A 20,791-nucleotide genomic window follows, 5' to 3' on the forward strand; every position below is an offset into this window, starting at 1 on the left:
AGCTTGTCGTTTGTATGAGAGTTGCCGGTAAAAATCATTCTGTTCAGATATCCTTGCGGTTCCGAACCTGGAACCGCGACACCGTTGATGCATTGGGGGCATTGGCAGGCGGCTTTTTGCTCATCGGCATTTCTGTTATTGGGCATTTGCTATCCCCGTTGATAGCGATCCCATTGGCGGCGTTGCTCAGCGCATTCGTGGCAAATTACGCGCCGCGCACCGCCGTGGTTAGCGTTATTGTCGCGCTTTTGTTTCAGAATTTGTTTGTTTCGCTGGTCTCGGAATACTTAAGCGGGCCGGATGAATTCAAGATCATCCGGGGCTACAATTTCATAATTCTGGTCATGGTTTGGGTGACGATAGCAGCAGGATATTTAACCCGGCTACGTGGAGCAAACAGATCAATCGATAAGCTGATGAACGTGACGTCTTGCGTTATGGGGATCGTGTTTATCTATTTTTTGTTCGGTTTCATTCAAAACCCAACACCGGCAGTTATTTATTTGCGGAACATTGTTTCGCCGATCATGCTTTTTCAAATAACAGTTTTGGTATTTTGCCGACTTGAGTTCCGGATTTCAGCAGCGCTGTTCTTCATCTCTCTTATTTTTATCTTGTTGGGATACGTTGAGCTAACGTCGCGTGCGGATTGGCTCAATCTCACCGGTGGCAATAACTACTGGGAATTGGATATGCGCGGTGAGCGTCTTTCTTTGGAGTGGGACCGGGAAGCGCGTGAGTCGGGGCGTGTTACGACCAGTTATCTGGATGCCTTTAAGGTCGACTTTTTTAATACTCCGCTCCTGGATGGACTGGATTTGAGGATCACCCGTCTCATGGGCCCGAATATGCATGCGATCAGCTATTCCTATGCGGTCGCGTTTTTGTTGATTTTTGCGCTGTTCCGGGGCACGCCTATAAGTGCTGCGCTGCTCTTTCCATTGCTGGTCTTTGCCAACGCGAAAGGGGCCCTCATTCTTCTGGTCTTGGTGGGTGCAGGCTGGTGCGCATTTAGACTACTTGGTGCACGATTGAGTTTTTGGGCAATGGGGTTGCTCCTAACGGTCTACACTTTGGCCGGGGTCGTAGTCGGCCTTCAAATCGGTGATTTCCATGTTCTGGGCTTTATGGGCGGCCTGCATAATTTCCTGAGTTTCCCTTTCGGGCATGGCATAGGTGTCGGTGGAAACCTTGCGACGGATTTTACCAAACTCGATTGGCCTGCTTATCAAGCGCTGGGGCGAACGCCAGTTGCTATTGAGAGCGCCGTTGGTGTTTTGCTGTATCAGATGGGGCCGGGTGCGTTTATTCTGTTGGGACTTTACGTCTGGATTGCGTGGCAAACGCTTCGAGTTGCATCTTATACTGGCAATTCACTTCACATTGCTGCGAGTTTTGCTCTGTTAACTGTACTTGTGAACGGAATCTTTCAAGAAGAAGCTCTATTTTCACCGCTTGCGCTCGGTCTCTTGATCACTCTCAACGGCATGGCGCTTGGCCAGGCTATCCGAAAAGGCTTCATTCCATAGGCATGAAAAACGTGTTTGCCTCTTTTGCCGCTTTTGTCCGACGGACCGAAGTGATGGGTGTCATTACGTCCATCGTAATAAAAGCCGTATCGATACTTTCTGCATTTTTGCTGTTCACCTTGAGCGCACGGGTCTTAGGGGAGGAGCAATTCGGGCAATTCGCCCTGTTCTTTAGTGCCGCATCCATGGTGTCGGTTGCTGCTGTCTTCGGCCAGGAAATGCTGATCGTACGGGTCTGGAACGAGCACATTGCGGCTGGCCGTTTGGATCTGGTTAAAGGCGGGATTGTTTTTGGCCTGGCTGTCTCAGCAGCTGGTGGGGCGTTGGGCGCTGCCGTCATGGGGCTGATTGTCTTTTTCTATCATTCTTTTGCCGCTGCACTCAGCGCCAGTGTGTTCGTTGCGGTCGCCGTTTTTCTACTTTTTCTCTCCAGCCTGGCCAGATCAGTAGTCAGCATTTTGATGGGCGACGGGCAACGGGAAATGACAGCCTTTTTGCCGGCTAACCTTGGTCTTGGTATTTGCCTAGCCTTGAGCTTGAGCCTTTCCGTTACCTGGGTTGTCAATCTGCTGACACTTGGAATGGTGTTGGCCGTGGCTTGTCAGATCTTCTATTTGCTGCGCGTCTTGCGAAGAACTCAGCCAGACATCTTCAAAAGCTCCTGGTCTTATACGCCGGAGATTTGGTTTCCGTCGTCGCTCCGGCTTTGGGGGGCCAGTATGCTGGAGGTGTCGAACCAGTATCTCGACGTCATTCTGGTAGGGTATTTTCTAGATCCGGTTGCGGCCGGCGCCTATTTCGTCACGACGCGCCTTGCCAATGGATTTGCTTCGGTTGCCGACGCATTCAACACATTTGCTATGCGCCAATTTCCTGAGCTCTATTACAAGCGCGACAATGTCGGCCTTGTGCGTTTGCTGCAGACGCTCGCGATTTTAACCGGATTGGCTGTGGTTTCCGGCCTGGTTGTCGTCGGCTTTGCGGGGGATTGGCTCTTGCTGATATTCGGCGAAGAATACATGGGCTACTACCACGTTCTGTTGATTTTGTGCTTGGGGACAGCCGTGTTGGCGGCAACCGGACCTGCAGCACCGGTTTTGATGTTGACGGGACATGAAGGCGCGTATCTTCGTATTGTTGCAATCAGTGTGTTAGTACGTGCTGTCGGGTTTGTTTTTGTTGTGCCGCTATTCGGAATCGTTGGTGCAGCGTCAACGACAGCAGTATCGCTTCTTGTCATGGCTGTGTTGGTTAGCATCAAGGCGCAAGTATCGACTGGTTATAATGTGACGGCGACACGTGTATTAACTGACTGGTATTCCGGTCGCATAAAGGTCAGAGAATTGTGAGAATGAAGAGGCGCCGCATCGTCTTCGTCCAGACACAGGCGGAAAATGCGGGTGCGCAGGAAGTTTCCCGGCTTCTTGGCGAGCAATTGACGAACCGTGGCCATGAGGTCCGTCACGTCTTTTTTTATAGGAAATCAGAAGATTTCTCGGCGCCGCCGAACACTTTCATCATTTGTGACAAGCGGCCGTCCAAAGCTGAGATTTTTTCTTTCCTGACTGGCCTTTACAAATTCATCAAGGAGTTCGAACCGGACTGTGTGTTCTGCTTTCAGCACTTTGGCAATGTGCTTGGGGCACCTGTTGCCCGCCTGGCAGGATGTCCGGTGATCGTTGCAAATCAGGTGACAGCGCCAAGCCTAATCAATCCGGTTTTAACTGCTCTCGACAAGGTATTCGGAGTGATCGGGCTATATGACAGCATTACCGTGAATTCCAATTTCCTTCTTGATGCGTACACCCAGCGGCCAAAACGCTATGTCGAAAAGCTCACGCTAATTCCTCAAGGGTTTGAGACCAAGAAGTCGGACGTTGACAAGGCGACCGCCCGTCTCGAACTTGGATTGCCTGAGGATGTGGCGCTGCTCGGATGTTCGGCGCGGTTAAATCCGGCAAAACAATTGGACAAGGTGATAGCAATCCTACCAAATAAACCGGATTGGCACTTTGCAATTGCCGGACAGGGGCCGGATTATAATCGCTTGATGGAGTTGGCCGCAAAACACGGTGTGACTTCTCAAGTCCACTTTCTGGGTGAGTTCTCTCCGGATCGCATTGGTGTTTTTCTCGCGAGCCTGGATGTGTTTGTGTTTCCGTCCGCTGCCGAAAGTTTTGGATTGGCGGCCATAGAAGCGGCACAAGTTGGCGTGCCGGTTGTTGCAAATTCTCTACCTGTTTTGCAAGAAGTGCTTCAGGCAAACGGAGCGCCTTGTGCGCTGTTTGCAGATGTTTCAAACACTGCTGAATTCTCTAGTGCGATTGAAACGGTTTTGACGGATCAGGACCTCGCCAATTCCCTTCGTGATCGAAGCGATGATTTGAAGATGCGCTATTCGCTCGACGCTATGGTGGACGCCTATGAGAACCTTGCAGTCGGTAATGATGTTTCGTTTTCCACTAACGAGGCGTTGGCATCCTGATGCGGGTTGAAATTGTCATTGAAAAAGATCGGGCACGCGGCTGGCTCCTGCATTTGATGGACGTTCTGCAAAAGTCTCGTTCCGCAGATGTTGTGTTTCGGTTTGTCGATCCCGAACCGCCGGTTTCCAGCGCATTGAAAACGCTTTTGGCGTTTGAAAAGGTCTTGATGCGCTCCCACCGGCCTTGCGGATCGGAGTTGATCGACGTTGATCGTTTGCCACAGGCGCGAGACGGGGAGGCCCAGGCAGACTGGACGTTCAACCTGACGCCCAAATCCCCTTCAGCTTTTTCCGGTCAAACGTTTGATATCAGGTTTGATGGTGCGCTGGGAGAGGAGGCTTTGTTTGCAGCGTTGATAACAAATGGAACACCCACCATTGAGATCATTGATCTGAGTTCCGGCCAAATTGCAGCGCATGGGACAGCTTCTTTGGAGGCGGCGGTTGGAACTGGCGGTGCGATGGAGGCTGTCTATTCGCGCGTGGCAATCTTGATTGGCCGGGTTATAGGGCGCGCGCATGAACACGGAACACCAGCTAAAACCGACACTCTCCCTCCGATATCCGTGAAACAAGTCGCGACCCGTATGCTTCGGGAGAGCGTGGTTACGGTCATTCGTGCGATCTACAGGAAGTGTTTTCATGCATCACATTGGCGTATTGGCTGGCGCTATGGTGCCGCAGAAAGTGTAGCTGCTAATCAGGATTTAGGCGGTGCACCTTGGAAAGTTTTAGCCAGTCCGCACGATCATTTTTATGCCGACCCTTTCCTGTTCGAAAAAGACGGCCGGCAATTTTTGTTTTTTGAAGATCTGCCGCAAAAGACCCAAAAGGGCGTCATTTCTATGGTTGAAATGTCGCCTCGCGGGCCCGTGTCCGAGGTTCAAACGGTTTTGGAAGAACCATGGCATCTCTCCTATCCATTTGTGTTCGAACGGGACGGCAGCATTTGGATGATCCCGGAAAGTTCCACGAACCATGAAGTGGTTCTTTATAAGGCCGCAGAGTTTCCACTGCGATGGGAGCGGCACTCGGTCTTACTGTCCGGTGTTGAGGCGGCAGACGCAACGCTCGTTGAGCATGAAGGGCGGCTTTGGATGTTCGCGGTTACGCGTCATGGCGTCGGCGGTTATTCCGACACCTTGAGCATCTATTTTGCGGATGAGCTCACGGGACCCTGGCAGCCGCATAAAGGTAATCCGGTTGTTGTCAACGACCGCACAGCCAGACCAGCCGGAGAGTTCTACCGCCAAGCTGGCAAACTCTGGAGGCCGGTGCAGGATTGCAGAAATGGGTATGGCGCTGCTCTTGCTCTTGCGACAGTCGATGAACTGACCCCGTCAACTTTCAAGCAAACCGTCCATAAAACTCTGACACCAGGCGCTGTTTGGCCCGGGCGCAAGCTGCATACTTTGAATAAGGCTGGAGACCTGGAGGTCATCGATGGATGTACATATCATCCAAGATCACAAACCGCGGCATATCTGAAGGACCTTTTTGAGAAGTCCCCTTCGTGATGCAGTTGCCAAGTGCCTAATAGAGGCTGGAGGTTTCCATACAATAACGGTTTCGACCGTCTTGCTTGGCACGGTAAAGTGCCTTATCCGCCCGCGCAACGAGATCATCAATCGTTTCATTGCCGTTGGACATTGCAATGCCCTGGCTGAGGGTAACCTGGATGGTATGGTCCTCGTGCTGCACTTCAAGAACCTCGACAGATTGACGCACACGCTCCGCAATATCGGCGGTTGCCGTAAGGTCAGTGTCGCTGAGAACAACCATGAATTCTTCGCCGCCATAGCGGCCAACGTGATCATAGCCGCGCAAGGCATTTTTGATCCGAGTGGCCACCAAATTCAGGACTGCGTCACCAGCAATATGCCCATGGTTGTCGTTGACGGACTTGAAGTGATCAATATCGGCCATGATGACCGTGACTGGTTTGTTGTTCCTTTTGGCTTTGCTAAGGTCGTGCTCTAGCAGCTCGAAAATCGCGCCTCTGTTCAAGACACCGGTGAGTGCATCGTGCATCGACTGTTCTTTTAACTGCTGGTGCGCCTCAGAAAGGAGGGTGTTTAGGTCAAAGAGCTGCTGATAGAGTAGACTCTTTTCGATCAGAACCGAGACTTGACCAGCGATCTGCAAAAAAATGTCATGGTGGACATTGTCGTAGGTGTTCTTCTCGCGGCTTGAAAAGAATAGAAACCCGATAGGTTTGCCGTTGGCAATGAGCGGGCATGTCAAGCTGGAGCGTATGCCTTCTGCAATGATTGTCCGTGTGGCTTTTGAACCCGGGTTTTGGGCCAAATACTCCTCAAGATCATTGATGATCCGCGGCTTTCCAGTCGCGATAATCTGTTCCAGGCTGCTGCCTGCCATCTTTGCTGTATAGTTTTTGTTGAGCCGCGTGTCCAAGTAATCTGCTCTTGCCCAATAGGCACACAAAAACTGGCCATCGTCCTCTAAAAGAGCGCAACCGATCCGGTCATAAGGAATGAGTGAACGGAAGGTTTTGTATATTCTGTCGAGAACGTTTTCAGCAAACAGTTCGCTGCCGATTTCTTCCGACAGCTCTTGAAGTTTTCGGAATTCGCTGAACCTCACTTCGAGCCACTGGCCGAGCTGTGCCAACTCGTGTCCGAATGCATCGATGGGATCTGCAACATTGTTCGGTGCGGACACTTTGTCGAATTGCCCGGCCCGCATTTGGCGCACAGCAGAACCGTAATTTTCCAGGCGTTGTAGATCTGTTTCCCCAATGGGCGCGGGAGCACCTGTTTTCATCATCGGCCCTTTCGTACGGACTGTACTCGCTCTGTGGCACATAAGTGAGCTGGTTGGAGCGTAGGGGGAATGGCTAAATTTTATGTAAAAACCGCTGAATAATAAAATGTATTCAATCAGTGGTGGTGTAAAAATGACGCTGCGTCAATTTGAGCTTGTTACCAGCTTCGCCGCACTGTTAAACAGAGCGGCGACCTTCGGTGTCAAAGTAACGGGCCTTTTCGGCTGTAAAACCCAAAGAGACTTCCTGACCCTCTGGAATATCATGCTGGCCAAAGAACCGTGCCGTGATTTGTTTCTCTCCAGTTTTGGCAATCACATTGGTATCGCCGCCGAGATGTTCCACATGCTGAACGATCGCTTTGATCGGTCCGTCAGATGCAACAACAAGGTCTTCAGGCCGAACTCCAAGCGTGCGTGTATCTCCCGGTGTAATCGTGTCTGCAGGCAAGAAATTCATGGAGGGTGACCCGAGGAACCCGGCGACAAACTGATTTACAGGGTTGTTGTAGAGCTCCATTGGGCTGCCGATCTGTTCGACACGGCCATCACGCAGGACGACGATCTTGTCAGCCAATGTCATGGCTTCTGTCTGGTCGTGGGTCACATAGACGATCGATGTGCCAAGCTGGCGATGCAAGTTGGCAATTTCCAGCCGAGTGTTCATGCGGAGCGCGGCATCAAGGTTAGACAGTGGCTCATCAAACAGGAAAAGTTTGGGCTGCCGAACAATAGCCCGTCCAATGGCAACCCGCTGGCGCTGTCCGCCGGAGAGCTCAGATGGGTACCGGTCGAGATACTCTTCCAGATTGAGCATTCGGCTGGCCTCGCCTACCCGGCTGCTGATCTCTGTTTTACTTTGCCCTTCTTGTTTCAACGCGAGAGACATATTCCCGCGCACGTTCAAGTGCGGATACAGAGCATAGCTCTGGAACACCATGGCAATGCCGCGCTTGGAAGGCGGGGTATTGTTGACGATGTCACCACCAATCCGAACCTCACCAGAAGTCGCGTCTTCAAGACCCGCAATGATCCGCAGCAAAGTGGATTTGCCGCAGCCGGACGGGCCGACGAAGACGACAAATTCTCCCTCTTCGACTTCAATGTTGATGTCTTTTAGAACCTCAACAGCGCCGAACGATTTGTGCACATTGGAGAGAGAAAGAGCGGTCATTGCGCTGGTCCTAAGGTAATCGGTTGGCCGGTGCGGATGCTTTCATCGGCCGCAAGGCAGATTGCAAGTGACTGAACGGCGTCCTGCATGTGACGGGTCAGATCGATGTTCTCGGTGATTGCTCGAACCATATAGGCTTGTTCTGCATCGCAGAGTTCCTGATGGCCAGGTTCACCGGGCATGTCGATGGTCTCATCACCTTCTGGCCGATGTACCAGGATACTGCCGACTTTGGTGTGTCCGTCGATATCCGCAGACGCACCTTTGTTGCCGTCAGTGATCGAAACAGAACCGTTCGGCGAGACGATGTCTTTCACGAAGAAGGCTGTTTCCGACATCATCGGCCCCCAGCCGGCTTCATACCATCCGACGGATCCATCGTCGAAAATCACCTGAAACTGGCCATAGTTGTACATGTCCTCGGCGATCTCGTCAGAAAGACGCACCCCCATGCCATTAACACGGACCGGCTTTCCATCTGTGATCTGACACATGACATCAACATAATGCACCCCGCAGTCGACAATCGGACTTGTCGTTCGCATCAGGGATTTGTGCGTTTCCCATTCCGGACCTGAGGATTGCTGATTGAGATTGAGCCGGAAGACGAAGGGACCGCCAAGATCGCGAGCCTCGGTGATCAGGCGAACCCAGGATGGATGGTGACGCAGGATGTAACCGATCACCAGTTTTCTGTTCGTTTCGATAGCCTTTGCAACCACCCGTTCAGCATCTTCGACAGTTGTTGCCAGCGGTTTTTCAACGAAAACATGGGCACCGGCCTCCATCGCAGCACAAGCATAATCCGCGTGGCTGTCGGAATAGGTCGCGACGACAACAAGATCTGGTTTGAGCGCCAATCCATCTTCAAAATGGTTTAAGAGGGGGTAGGTTCTCAATTCATCAGGTAAGTCTACCGGAGAGCGGTTGACCAAACCAACGATCTCTACGCCGGGGTGTTTGTGAAGGGCCAGAGCATGGGACAAGCCCATGTTGCCAAGCCCGGCAACAACAGCACGGATCATTTGACAGCTCCTGATGTGAGGCCGCGGATCAGCTGGCGAGAGAAGATCACGTAAAGGACCAAGACCGGCAAGATCGCCATGGACAGCGCCGAGAGCACCGCGTTCCAGTCGGTGACGAACTGGCCGATAAAGACCTGACTGCCGAGCGTCAGAGTCTTAGTTTCTTCAGCCGGTGCCAGGATCAGAGGGAACCAAAGGTCGTTCCAGATCGGGATCATGTTGAAGACGGCGACGGTTGCCAAAGCCGGGCGGACCAACGGCAAGACCAACCGCAAGAAGATCGTATATTCGCTAAGGCCATCGACCCGTGCGGCGTTCTTCAGGTCGTCTGATACCTGACGCATAAACTCCGTCAGGATGAATACTGCCAGTGGTAAACCTTGAGCGGTGTAGACAAGGATTAGTGCCCAGAGCGAGTTAACGAGACCTGTTGTCACCATCATTTCTAAGATCGCGACAGTGCCGATCCTGATCGGCACCATGATGCCAAGCGCCATGTAAAGTCCGAGCAACATGTTTCCGCGGAACCGGTATTCGCTCAAGGCAAAGGCCGCCATCGAGCCAAACAACAAAATGAAGAAGAGGGACGCGACCGTGACGATCATGGAATTCTGGAAATACAGGAAGAAATCTCCCTGTTTCATCACGGTCTGATAACCGATCATCGAAAAGCTGTCCGCACTTGGAAGTGCGAGAGGTTCGCGGAAAATGAACTTCCGGCTCTTGAAGCTGTTGATCAGGATGACGAACACAGGGAACAGCGCGATCAGCGTATATACGATCAACGCGCCGTGCATTGCCACAGTGTTGATGGGATTGGTGCGGGCCTGGCTCATTCTTTCGACCTCATAATTGGTACCGGCGGAGCCGTGTTTGAATGCCGAAGAGGTAGACGCTCACGCCAGCTAGAATAATCACGAACATGGCACTGGCAACGGCGGCGCCCATATGCGTATCACCCAATTGAAGCTGGAAACCGTAGAACGTGCGGTAGAAGAAGGTTCCGAGAATGTCGGTGGAGAAATTGGGACCGGCCAGAGCGCCTTGGGAGGCATAAATCAGGTCAAAAGCGTTGAAATTGCCGACAAATGTCAGGATGGAGATGATCCCGATCGAAGGCAGGATCAAAGGGAGCTTAATCTTCCAGAACGCGGCCATGCCGGTAATTCCGTCGATCTCTCCGGCTTCCAGGATCTCTTCCGGGATCGACAAGAGCGCGGCATAAATCAGCATCATCGGGATCCCGATGAACTGCCAAACGGAAATCAGCGACAAGGTTGTCAGCGCGTATTCTTCTTTTCCGAGCCAGGGCGCGAACAGGAATTTCAATCCGACGGCGTCCAGCATCGACGGCGCTATCCCCCAAATCGGTGAAAGAATAAGTTTCCAGGCAAATCCGACGATCACGAAGGACAAAATAGTCGGAATGAAAATCGCAGACCGGTAAAGCGCCGCGAAGCGGAGTTTTGGATGAGATAGCATCGCTGCAAGCGCAATCCCAATCGGGTTTTGGACGAGCATATGGATGACAAAGAACCAGATATTGTTACCCAGAGCATTCCAGAACTGGTCAGACCAGACCGGGTCGCCAAAGAGCGTCATGAAGTTTTGTAGGCCGACAAAAATCCGCTCCTGGTCAATGCGGCTATAGAGGGCCAGACGCAGGGTATTAAACAGAGGGAAAATCATGATCGTCGAATAAACAAGCACTGCAGGTGCCAGAAAAACGACAATATGCCAGCGAATGCGGGGGCGGTTCATGCGGCCTCCGATGCCAATCCGGGTAGCTCAATGGCTACCCGGAGGTACGTTTCTAGGTGTTGTTTACTTGTGCGGTGCGTACCAGCTGGACAGGCCTTCCTGAAGTTTGGCGCCCAGTGCTTCCGGAGTTTCTGTGCCTTTGATCGCGGCCACACTTGCGCCCCAGGTGTCGTTTTCCAGGTTTGGCGTGCCGCGGGACAAGATCTGGTAGGTCGAGCGGATAGTGGATTCGCACTCACCACGCCAGCTCGCGAACTCCTTGGCAAGCGGATCTTCCAGTTCCACCGGTGTTTTAGACAGCGGGAAGAAACCCGGCAGTGCATTGCCGAAGATTGACGCAAACTCGGGGCTTGCGACCCAAGCCAGGAAGGTTTTTGCAGCCTCTGCATTCGGGCTGGCAGCGTTCATTCCGATGCCGATATCCGTATGGTCAGAGATGTAGCAAGTGTCTCCGGCGTTTTTGACCGGCGCTTTGAAGGCACCCATTTCAAAGTCGACTTGCGCATTGAAGCCGGCGATTTCCCAGCTGCCGGCCGGGTAAACAGCAGCGCGGCCGAGCATGAACAGGTTTTGGCTGTCTGGGTAGGTTTGTGCTTCATAGCCGTCACCCAGATATGGAGCCCACTTTGCCAGTGTAGCGTAAGGGGCGACCCAGGCCTCGTCCGTCAGTTTCTGTTCGCCCTTGATCAAGGCTTGGCGGCCTTCTTCGCCTTTCCAATAGTTCGGACCGATGTTGTTGTAGCCCATGGTGGCCGCTTCCCATTGGTCACTGGTGCCCATGGCCATCGGAATGTAACTGCCGTCGTCCTTGATTTTGGCGAGGGCTGCGAAGAACTCATCTTCGGTTTTCGGGGCCTCGAGGCCAAGTTCTTTGAAGGCGTCTTTGTTGTAGATGAACCCATGAATGACCGAGGCCATCGGAACGCAGAAGGAAGCGGATCCATCATCCGTTTGCCAAGCGGACTTCGCGACATCTGAGAAATTCGACATGGCTTGCATATCGTTGAGATTCGCCAGGTGACCATCTTCAAAGAGTGCAAGCGACGCATCAAACGGGCGGCAGGTGATCAGGTCGCCAGCACTGCCTGCTGCCAGTTTAGAATTGAGGGCGGCATTGTATTCTGTCGGTGCGGTTGGTGAGAAAACAATCTTGATACCCGGATTGTCTTTCTCAAAGGCAGGAATGATCTTGTCTTGCCAGAGCGTCAGATCGTCCGTCCGCCAGCTTTCAATTGTCAGTGTGACATCTTCAGCGATTGCAGCTGTGCTAACCAGCGCTGTTGATGCAAGGGCAATACCTAACGTTTTCAGTTTCATGAGCGTGTCCCCTCTGTTCGATGATGTGTTGTTTCCCATCGGGTCTTTGCCCGAATTTTTTCGAGCGCTGGGCGCAAGTGCCCGCCGCTTTCTCCTAAGAGGTCAGATGCCTCTGTAATGCTTTGCGCGCCTGCGGCGAGCAGGCAGGCGTATTTGACATTGCCGTTTGATTTTTCGATGGCTGCAGATGCTGCTTCTAGCGTTGCACCTGTGATCGTTGTGACAATGCGGCGTGCACGTTCGCGCAGTTTGATGTTGTCCGCCCGCAGGTTCACCATCATTCCGTCGTATATGTGCCCCAACTCCAGGGCCATGAGCGTCGACAAGGTGTTGAGTGCTATTTTTTGCGCGGTGCCTGCGCCCATTCGGGTTGAACCGGAAACGATTTCGGGCGCTGTCGGCAGGTGAATCGCGTGAGTGCTCATCTCGAACAATAGCGCATCCGCATTGTTGGCAATGGCAATCAAGGTCGATTTGGCGGCGACTGCAAGGCGCGCAGCTTCGAGCGTGTAGGGCGTTGATCCACTTGCCGACACCACAAGGACCGTATCTTTTTCCGATAGGTTTGCGAGATTAGCTTCCAGGTCTGCAGTTGCGTCTTCGGTATCTCCTGGCATGTAAGCCGAAGTTGGAATGCCTCCTGCCATCATGATGCGAATTTGATCGGCTGGGATCCCGAACGTGCCGCCAAGCTCCATTGCATCTGCTGCGGCCATCAACCCTGAAGAACCGGCGGCAATGTAATAAAGCGAACCGCCGGCGCGGATTGTTCGGGCCATGGCCATAGCTGCTGTGGTGATTGCAGCTTTGGCATTTTCCACGGATTGAGCGGCTGAAATTTGTCCTTGAATAAGAATGGACGCCACGTCTGCTGCGGGCTGGGAATCGATCCCGGCAGCCAAATGATGCAGCTTTTCTGTGGTGGCCTTCGGCACGCGATCCTCCTTCAATCAACAGAACAATACCTTTTTAATACCATTTGTCCAGACTTTAATTTTGATTCAGGGAATTTTGCGGTTTGAGGGCGGTGGGGCGCGGTTGGTCTTGTTTTTTTAATTGATTTTGCTGAAAGGTATTATATAGGTATTGTTATGTTTGAACCCGCGCATAGCTGTATTCTCGCTGTAGATGGCGGCGGCACTCGGTGCCGTCTGGCGTTGGTGTCAGGAGCTGGCAACATGCGGGTGGAGGTCGGGGCGGCGAACGTGACGACCGATATTGAGGCGGCTGTTCACGAGATCAATTTGGGACTGTCGAGCTTGTCTGGAAAGGCTGGCCTTGCTTTGGAAGATCTCGGCAAAATGCCGGCCTACCTTGGATTGGCAGGGTTTCATGCCGAAAAAAATCTGGCGCGTCTCAACGAAGGGCTGCCGCTTCGTTTCATGAAAGTCGAAGATGATCGCCCTGCTGCGCTACAGGGTGCTCTCGGTGCGAGGAACGGGGCGCTGATTCACAGCGGGACCGGGTCGTTTTTCGGAGTTCAAGTAGGCGGTAAAAAGAAATTCTCTGGCGGTTGGGGGGCAATCCTGGGTGATTGTGGTTCAGCAGCTTGGTTTGGCAAAAGTGCCTTGGCTTTGGTTCTTGATGCAGAAGATGGACTTCTGGAAAAAACCACTCTTACTCAAGCTTTGCTCGTCCGTTTTAAAACTCCTTCTGGAATACTGGAGTTCGCAAACAACGCGAGGCCTGCAGATTTTGGCGAGCTGGCGCCGATTGTTCTTGATGTTCCCAATGACCCTGTCGCACAAATTCTCGTCCAGAGAGCGGCAAGTCACTTTGAGCGAAATCTGCGTGCAATTGGCTGGTCGGCGGATTTGCCTGTGTGTTTGACCGGCGGTTTAGCGCCGCATCTGGCACCGTATCTCACAGCAGATGTTCAAAGCAATTTATCGGCCGTCACTGGAACGCCGCTTGATGGAGCTGTTTCCCTGGCCCGAATGTTTGCAGAGGAGGTGCAGGTCTCATGCTGAGTGATTTCCTTGTCCCTGACCATTGGTTCACGCAAAGCGCAGGCCCGAGATACGTGCAGCTCCGCCAGCGGCTGGAAGAGGCGATTGAAACAGGCCTTCTTCCGGCAAATAGTTCTTTGCCGCCTGAACGCGAAATTGCTGATATTACGGGGTTTTCCCGGGTTACTGTCCGCAAGGCTATCCAGGAGATGGTCAAGGATGGCGCGATCGAGCAGCGCCAGGGCTCAGGGTCCTTTGTCCGGGAGGCGCCGCCGCGGGTGGAGCAATCCCTGTCGCACCTTACTTCCTTTACCGAAGACATGGCCAATCGTGGCATGGAAACGAGTTCCCGGTGGTTGGAGCGCGGAGTGTTCATGCCAACCCAGGATGAAATCAGGACGCTGTCTCTTTCGCATGAAGACCAAGTGGCACGCATCTATCGATTGCGCGAAGCCGGCGGTCAACCAATGGCACTGGAACGTGCTGCTTTGCCGCTTGATATCCTTCCCAACCCGCTTGAGGTTGTAACCTCTCTCTACGAGGTGCTCGCAAAACACGGTCACCGGCCGGTCCGAGCAACACAGAAGATTGCGGCAATCAATCTGGAGCCAGTCGAAGCACATTTGCTCGGTGTTCCTGAAGGGACTGCAGGTTTGAAGATCCAGCGGATTTCTTATCTTGAAAGCGGACGTGTCGCTGAATTTACCCAATCCATCTATCGCGGAGATGCTTATGACTTTGTCGCAGAGCTCCGGTTGTCTGACTAGTGAGGCCTTTCCGATGGCGCAAGCCACCAAGATGAAACAGGAAATCGCTGAGATCCCGGTCGCTGTAGAGCGGTTGCTGAGCGCAGGCGAAGCGGACATCAAAGCCATTTCCTCTGAAGTGCGTGGCAGGGATATCCGCTGCCTTTTGTCGGTTGCGCGTGGATCTTCCGATCATGCCTGCACGTATTTGAAATATGCCGCGGAACTACTCCTTGGGTTGCCTATGGCTTCTGTTGGACCTTCGCTTGCCTCTGTCTATGGCGCCAATTTGCGCGCGAAGGGCATGCTCTGCTTTTCGGTGTCTCAATCTGGCAAAAGCCCCGACATCACCCGGATGACGCAATCGCTGACGGATAGTGGTGCCACGACACTGGCAATCACGAACAATCCAGGCTCACCACTGGCGAATGCCTCTACAGCGACAGTTCCGATCCATGCTGGTCCGGAACTGTCGGTCGCTGCAACCAAGACCTTTGTAACCTCGCTTGTTGCGGGATTGTGGCTGCTTGCAGAATTGAAGTCTGATGCCGCGCTCATCAGTGCGATCAGAAATCTGCCCAGAGATCTCGAAAAAGCCGTGACATGCGACTGGTCGAAAGCGGCGCCGAGCAAGGATGTTGGGTCTCTGTTTACACTGGGCCGTGGACCATCCTGGGCAGTTTCCAATGAAGCTGCGTTGAAGTTCAAGGAAACGTGCCAGCTTCACGCCGAAAGCTATTCCTCGGCTGAAGTGCTGCACGGGCCGGTTTCAATTATCTCAAAAGATTTTCCGGTTATCGCCTTTGCCGCCGCCGACGCAGCCGAGCAAGCCGTGGTGGATGTTGCCGATAAACTGTCTCAAATGGGCGCTCGGGTTTTTGTGACCAGTTCAAAAGCGCAAAAGGCTGATGTTCTCCCGGTAATTCGCACGGAACATTGGCTGACGGATCCGATTGCGTCCATCGTATCGTTTTATGGATTGGTGGAACATGTAGCCGGACTGCAAGGCATCAATCCGGATGCCCCAAGGCATTTGAACAAAGTCACGGAAACCGTATGACCGAGACTGTTCTTGTAAAAGCGGCTGCGATCTTTGACGGCGACACGCTGCACACCGGCGCTGGTTTATTATTTGGCCCAAACGGGTTGGAGCGTATCAGCCCCGTCGAAAGTGTCGCTGATAATACGCGGATCATTGACTTCGGCGAGGATTGCATCAGCCCTGGCTTTGTTGATCTTCAGGTCAATGGCGGCGGTGGCATCATGCTCAATGATACGCCCAGTGTTGAGACGGTGCGCCGAATTGCGGAGGCGCATTGGTCTTTGGGCACGCGCCATTTCTTGCCGACACTGATCACCGACACGCCGGAAACGACCGAAGCTGTTATCGCGGCAGTTATTGATGCTGTAGGGGAAACGGTGCCGGGAGTTGCTGGACTTCATCTGGAAGGACCGCATTTGTCTGTTGCCAGGAAAGGCGCTCATGATGCGGCCTACATCCGGCCGATGGAGGATGGCGATCTTGAAACCTTGCTTCAGGCAGCAAAGCAGCTTCCTGCGCTGCTCGTCACGATTGCCCCGGAGAACGTTTCTCTGGAACAAGTGGCAGCGCTGTCTAAGGCTGGTGTGGTGGTGTCAATCGGGCATTCGGATGCCGATTTCGACACCGTTATGGCCTATGCGGAAGCTGGGGCGCTGTGCGTCACGCATTTGTTCAACGCCATGAGCCAGATGGGGAACCGCGAACCCGGTGTGGTCGGTGCGGCTTTGGCGTCAGGTAACCTCTCGGCCGGACTGATCGCAGATGGCATTCATGTTCATCCTGACATGATCCGCATCGCCTGGGATGCCAAACAGGAGCCGGGCAAAATTCTTCTGGTAAGTGACGCGATGGCTGTCGCCGGAACCACCGACGACTCCTTTGAGCTCGATGGCCGGAAAATATTGCGGGCAGGGGGGAAATTGACCCTTGAGAACGGCACTTTGGCGGGCGCTGATCTTGATTTGTTGACTGCCGTCCGCGTTCTGGTTGAGCAGGTTGGGATTCCCTTGGCAGATGCTTTGAACGCGGCCACCAAGACCCCGTTTGACCTCATTTCGAAGGCGCCGTTTCAAGTTGTTGGGATGCCTGCTGATGACTTCATCCGCATCTCAAAAGACCTCAAAACCACCATGCCACTCACCCTGGGTTGATGGTTGGCCGGGAGTCGAAGATGCTGCTCGAAGTCTGTGTCGATACGATTGACGGTGCCTGGAATGCAATTCGGGGTGGGGCAGGGCGGATCGAACTCTGTTCTGCGTTGTCGGAAGGTGGCCTAACCCCGTCCGCCGGGCTTATGGCTGCCGCTGCCGACCTTCCGGTTCCTGTCTATGTCATGATCCGCCCGCGCACTGGGCTTTTCCACTTCTCGAAAGAGGAAGAAAAGATCATGGCGAGGGACATTGAAGTGGCGAAGTCCCTCGGGCTTGCCGGTGTTGTGCTGGGGGCTCAATGCCAAGACGGAACTCTCGATCGGGACATGCTTGAACGGTTGTCTTCAAAGGCTGCCGGAATGGGGCAAACCTTGCATCGGGTGATTGATAGGGTTCCGGACCCGATTGCTGACTTGGAAGTGGCAATCGACCTTGGTTTTGAACGTGTTCTGACATCGGGCTCAGAGCCAGCGGCAGAGCAAGGCTTGCCTTTGATCCAGAAACTTTTTGAAGCCGCGACTGGTCGGATCGGCATTATGCCGGGCTCCGGGGTGACGCCCGAAAATGCCGGGAAAATCCTTCAAATGACGGGTGTCCGGGAGCTTCATGCCTCTTGTTCAGTGGTGGTTGCTGATGGTGATGAAGAATTGAGTTTTGCGCCGCTCGGCGGTCTCAAACAGACTTCAGAACAGCGCGTAAAAGAGATGGTTGAAGCCATGGATCAAGCGATGAGCGCTTCAAACTATCCATTATAAAGCTGAGCTGGAAGACCGGGAAGTTATGGGGTATTACTTTTGAAAAGTTCTAATAAATCAAATTTTTAGCAGTTCGTGCTCGCATATTGACGCAAGTCAATTCCTGCCACCTCGATCCGTGCGCTAACTCATCCTGAGCTGAAATCCGTCTTGGCTGTTCATGTCCATGACGCCCCCAGCGCTTATCAGGATTGAGGTTTGGCCAAGAACCCAGGCACTTTTCCTGACCAGCCAGGAAAGGAAGCCTCGGATGTTTCTCAGGATCCTTGTGAGTGCCATGCTACTAGGGGCTCCGGCATTGGCGGCAGAACCTGTCACACCGGAAGCGCCGCTGGTAGTCGATGAGGCCCGCGCCGAACTCGGCAAGCGCCTTTTTTATGACTATCGCCTTTCCGGTGACACCTCGCTTTCCTGTTCCAGCTGCCACCAACCAGACAAGGCCTTTACCGACGGCCTGCCACTATCTGCTGCCTATTCGGGGGCAGCGCACTTCCGCAACACCCCGACACTTGCCAACACCGGCTACCGCAAGGCCTGGATGCATGACGGGCGGCTCGGCACCAATCTCAATGACACCGCACGCGAGATGATCACCGAGACCTATCTCATGAACCTCGACATGCGGATCATGCAGGAACGGTTGAAACAGGACCCGGTCTATGTGGAGATGTTCAAGGCAGCCGGCATGTCCGAACCTTCCAATGGGGGCGCCCGCAACGCCCTGATGGATTTCATGAAGACCATCCAGTCGCAGAACGCGCCTTACGACACGGGCACTATGTCCGATGCGGCCAAGCGCGGTCAGGTGATCTTTGAAGGCAAAGGGCAATGTGCGGCCTGCCATTCGGGCATCCGGTTTACCGATGACCAGCCACACAATACCGGCGTACCAGACAATCCGGAGATCTGGGCTGATCCAGAGCGGCATTCCGCCTTCGTGACCTACGCGAAGTTCTTCGGTGTGCCGAACTACATGAATATCCGCGAAGATCTGGGCGCCTACATCCAGACCCACCGGGACGAGACCCGCCGCAGTTTCCTGACGCCGACTTTGCGGGAGCTGACCTACACAGCGCCTTACATGCACAACGGCATTTTCGCGACGCTGGAAGAGGTGGTCGATTTTTATGACGCGGGTGGCGGTTCTGATCCGCTCAAAGACTCGCGGCTGAAACCCCTTGGTCTGGTCCCGTCTGAAAAAGCCGACCTGATTGCATTTCTTGAAAGCCTTTCCGGAGACAGCTTCGACACCGACACATACATCTGGCGTAAGGACGATTATGGCTACGCCCTGATCGACGACTGGCGCAACGTGCAAAATTGAGGGAGGCAAAGATGACCATTCGATCCGTTCTCGCGATTGTCTCGCTCGCTCTGGCGATCAGCCCGTTGTTCGCAGCCGACACTCCCCGTCCGGAAGGGCTTGCGCCCCTTGGTCCACCGCCAGTCCCGGCCGACAACCGGATGACGCCGGAAAAGGTGGAACTCGGCAAGAAGCTGTTCTTCGACCCGATCCTGTCCGGCAACTATGTGATGGGGTGTTCGGCCTGTCATGAACCTTCAGCCGGATGGGCCGTACAAGCGCCGATCAGCTTTGGCTACCCGGGCACGGTTCATTGGCGCAACAGCCAGACGATCATCAACTCCGCCTATTACGGCAAACTCTTCTGGGCTGGCGCCAGTGGCAGCTTGGAACATCAGGCCCGGTCCGCCGCAAGAGGCGGAGTTGCCGGAAACGGCGAAGACGACATGATGGAGGCGCGTATTGCCTTCGTTCCTGAATACCGAGAAGCGTTCAGGGAGGTCTTCGGCGACGACTGGCCGAATATCCGCCACGCCTATATGGCAATCGCCGCCTATCAACGCACGCTCGTTCAGACCGACACACCGTTCGACGACTATATGCGCGGCAATGATGATGCGCTGAGCGCTCAGCAAAAGCGCGGCCTCAAGCTCTTCGCAGGCAAAGCCAATTGCATTGCCTGCCACAATGGTCCGCTATTAAGCAATGAAGCCTACTACAACACCGGTGTTCCGCCTTACAGCGGCTGGGACGAAGATCCGGTCGCCCAGATAACTTTCCGGTTCGAGCTTTATGCAAAAGGCGTGACGGAAGAGATGTACCGGTCGACCAAGGACGACCCAGGGCTTTATTTCCGCACCAAACAGGCCGCCGACAAGGGCAAGTTCCGTGTGCCGTCTCTGCGCTATACCAAATACACCTACCCCTACATGCACAACGGCATGCTGGAGACGCTGCGCGACGTGGTTGCCTTTTATAACGACGGCGGCGGTGAAAACGAATTTGCCAAAAACAAGTCCGAATTGATCAAGCCGCTTGGATTGAGTGACAGTGAAATCGACGATCTCGTCGTTTTCCTGGAAAGCCTGTCCGGCGAAGAAATCCTGATCGACCAGCCTGACCTGCCGTTTATGGAGCCGCTGCCAGCGGTTCAGAACTGATGCGGAGGATTGAAAAATGACCCAAGTTGACCCGAAAATCCTCGCAGCCATCAATGGAGAAGGTGGAGAAGCGGAAAATGCCGGAACCCGCCGCTGCCTGATGAACCGGCGGCAGTTTCTCTTGTCCAGCGGTATATCAACCACGGTGGTGATGGTCGGCATTCCGGGCATGCCGGAAGCCAGCACACCAGCGGCCGTCTCCACATATCCGCGCAAGCTGATCGCCATGCTGAGTGACCTCAAGGTCGATGAGCCCTTTGACTTTGTATACCCGGACGAAGGCCAATATGCAGAATCCATTCTGGTGAAACTCGGCCGCAAGGCTGGCGGCGGACTGGGCCCCGACGAAGACGTTGTTGCCTTCAACTACACCTGCACCCACCAGGGTGGCCCGCTTCAGGGCACTTATCAGGCGGCCGACAAGGCACTCGGACCCTGTCCCTTGCATCTGACGACCTTCGATCTGACCCGGCATGGAATTTTCATTTCCGGCCAGGCGTATCAGTCGCTGCCGCAAGTGCTATTGGAGCTTGATGGCGATGACATTTACGCCGTTGGCATGTTCGGCCTGATCTACGGCCGCTTTGACAATCTTCAGGGCTGAGGAGGT

The 20,791-nt window shown here is 53.8% G+C and carries 19 protein-coding genes; 12 read left to right on the forward strand and 7 right to left on the reverse strand.

All coding sequences use genetic code 11. The annotated features are described in order from the left end of the window. The first annotated feature begins 116 nt into the window (after positions 1 to 116). The 4 genes from FJ695_RS09770 to FJ695_RS09785 are packed head-to-tail and all read left to right on the forward strand — an operon-like array spanning position 117 to position 5,531. Complete coding sequence (locus FJ695_RS09770) at positions 117 to 1,529, forward strand: hypothetical protein (protein ID WP_141185269.1); 1,413 nt, start codon at positions 117 to 119, stop codon at positions 1,527 to 1,529. 2 nt (positions 1,530 to 1,531) lie between these two features. Beyond that, complete coding sequence (locus FJ695_RS09775; protein WP_141185270.1) at positions 1,532 to 2,878, forward strand: polysaccharide biosynthesis C-terminal domain-containing protein; 1,347 nt, start codon at positions 1,532 to 1,534, stop codon at positions 2,876 to 2,878. 2 nt (positions 2,879 to 2,880) lie between these two features. Continuing rightward, positions 2,881 to 4,014, forward strand: coding sequence for a glycosyltransferase family 4 protein (locus FJ695_RS09780; RefSeq protein ID WP_141185271.1), 1,134 nt, complete (start codon positions 2,881 to 2,883; stop codon positions 4,012 to 4,014). After that, positions 4,014 to 5,531, forward strand: a complete 1,518-nt coding sequence (locus FJ695_RS09785) for a hypothetical protein (RefSeq protein WP_141185272.1) — start codon at positions 4,014 to 4,016, stop codon at positions 5,529 to 5,531. The genes FJ695_RS09780 and FJ695_RS09785 overlap by 1 nt, the downstream gene beginning before the upstream one ends. A 16-nt stretch (positions 5,532 to 5,547) precedes the next feature. On the opposite strand, the gene FJ695_RS09790 is transcribed toward FJ695_RS09785, so the two are convergent. The 7 genes from FJ695_RS09790 to FJ695_RS09820 form a co-directional block, all read right to left on the reverse strand. Next, complete coding sequence (locus FJ695_RS09790) at positions 5,548 to 6,801, reverse strand: sensor domain-containing diguanylate cyclase (protein ID WP_209010989.1); 1,254 nt, start codon at positions 6,799 to 6,801, stop codon at positions 5,548 to 5,550. A gap of 175 nt (positions 6,802 to 6,976) precedes the next feature. Beyond that, a complete protein-coding gene (locus tag FJ695_RS09795) occupies positions 6,977 to 7,972 on the reverse strand; it encodes an ABC transporter ATP-binding protein (protein WP_141185273.1) in 996 nt (331 codons plus the stop codon). Beyond that, on the reverse strand, positions 7,969 to 8,997 hold the full coding sequence (locus FJ695_RS09800) for a Gfo/Idh/MocA family protein (RefSeq protein WP_209010990.1): 1,029 nt from the start codon (positions 8,995 to 8,997) through the stop codon (positions 7,969 to 7,971). Before FJ695_RS09800 ends, FJ695_RS09795 begins: the two co-directional genes overlap by 4 nt. Then, on the reverse strand, positions 8,994 to 9,833 hold the full coding sequence (locus tag FJ695_RS09805; RefSeq protein ID WP_141185274.1) for a carbohydrate ABC transporter permease: 840 nt from the start codon (positions 9,831 to 9,833) through the stop codon (positions 8,994 to 8,996). The genes FJ695_RS09800 and FJ695_RS09805 overlap by 4 nt, the downstream gene beginning before the upstream one ends. Positions 9,834 to 9,843: 10 nt before the next feature. Next, a complete protein-coding gene (locus FJ695_RS09810) occupies positions 9,844 to 10,758 on the reverse strand; it encodes a carbohydrate ABC transporter permease (protein WP_141185275.1) in 915 nt (304 codons plus the stop codon). A gap of 63 nt (positions 10,759 to 10,821) precedes the next feature. After that, a complete protein-coding gene (locus tag FJ695_RS09815) occupies positions 10,822 to 12,075 on the reverse strand; it encodes an ABC transporter substrate-binding protein (RefSeq protein WP_141185276.1) in 1,254 nt (417 codons plus the stop codon). Next, positions 12,072 to 13,010, reverse strand: coding sequence for an N-acetylmuramic acid 6-phosphate etherase (locus tag FJ695_RS09820; RefSeq protein WP_141185277.1), 939 nt, complete (start codon positions 13,008 to 13,010; stop codon positions 12,072 to 12,074). Before FJ695_RS09820 ends, FJ695_RS09815 begins: the two co-directional genes overlap by 4 nt. 156 nt (positions 13,011 to 13,166) lie before the next feature. Between FJ695_RS09820 and FJ695_RS09825 the strand changes: the two genes are divergently transcribed. From FJ695_RS09825 to FJ695_RS09860, 8 genes are all read left to right on the forward strand, one after another. Next, positions 13,167 to 14,045, forward strand: coding sequence for a BadF/BadG/BcrA/BcrD ATPase family protein (locus FJ695_RS09825; protein WP_141185278.1), 879 nt, complete (start codon positions 13,167 to 13,169; stop codon positions 14,043 to 14,045). Then, the gene (locus FJ695_RS09830; protein WP_141185279.1) at positions 14,039 to 14,791 is read left to right on the forward strand and encodes a GntR family transcriptional regulator; all 753 of its coding nucleotides are present in this window, start codon (positions 14,039 to 14,041) and stop codon (positions 14,789 to 14,791) included. Before FJ695_RS09825 ends, FJ695_RS09830 begins: the two co-directional genes overlap by 7 nt. Positions 14,792 to 14,804: 13 nt before the next feature. Then, positions 14,805 to 15,830, forward strand: a complete 1,026-nt coding sequence (locus tag FJ695_RS09835) for an SIS domain-containing protein (RefSeq protein WP_141185280.1) — start codon at positions 14,805 to 14,807, stop codon at positions 15,828 to 15,830. Beyond that, positions 15,827 to 16,963 carry an N-acetylglucosamine-6-phosphate deacetylase gene (gene nagA, locus FJ695_RS09840; RefSeq protein ID WP_141185281.1) on the forward strand — a complete coding sequence of 379 codons (1,137 nt, stop codon included), beginning with the start codon at positions 15,827 to 15,829 and terminating at the stop codon, positions 16,961 to 16,963. Before FJ695_RS09835 ends, nagA begins: the two co-directional genes overlap by 4 nt. 20 nt (positions 16,964 to 16,983) lie before the next feature. Beyond that, positions 16,984 to 17,718: a copper homeostasis protein CutC gene (locus FJ695_RS09845; RefSeq protein WP_141185282.1), complete on the forward strand. Its 735-nt coding sequence runs from the start codon at positions 16,984 to 16,986 to the stop codon at positions 17,716 to 17,718. A gap of 250 nt (positions 17,719 to 17,968) precedes the next feature. Continuing rightward, entirely contained in the window at positions 17,969 to 19,042 is a 1,074-nt protein-coding gene (locus FJ695_RS09850; protein WP_141185283.1) for a cytochrome-c peroxidase, read from the forward strand. A gap of 11 nt (positions 19,043 to 19,053) precedes the next feature. Beyond that, the gene (locus FJ695_RS09855; protein WP_141185284.1) at positions 19,054 to 20,181 is read left to right on the forward strand and encodes a cytochrome-c peroxidase; all 1,128 of its coding nucleotides are present in this window, start codon (positions 19,054 to 19,056) and stop codon (positions 20,179 to 20,181) included. A gap of 16 nt (positions 20,182 to 20,197) precedes the next feature. After that, the gene (locus FJ695_RS09860) at positions 20,198 to 20,785 is read left to right on the forward strand and encodes an arsenate reductase (azurin) small subunit (protein WP_141185285.1); all 588 of its coding nucleotides are present in this window, start codon (positions 20,198 to 20,200) and stop codon (positions 20,783 to 20,785) included. Positions 20,786 to 20,791 lie beyond the last annotated feature (6 nt).

The organism is Labrenzia sp. PHM005 (genome assembly GCF_006517275.1).
Lineage (GTDB): Bacteria > Pseudomonadota > Alphaproteobacteria > Rhizobiales > Stappiaceae > Roseibium.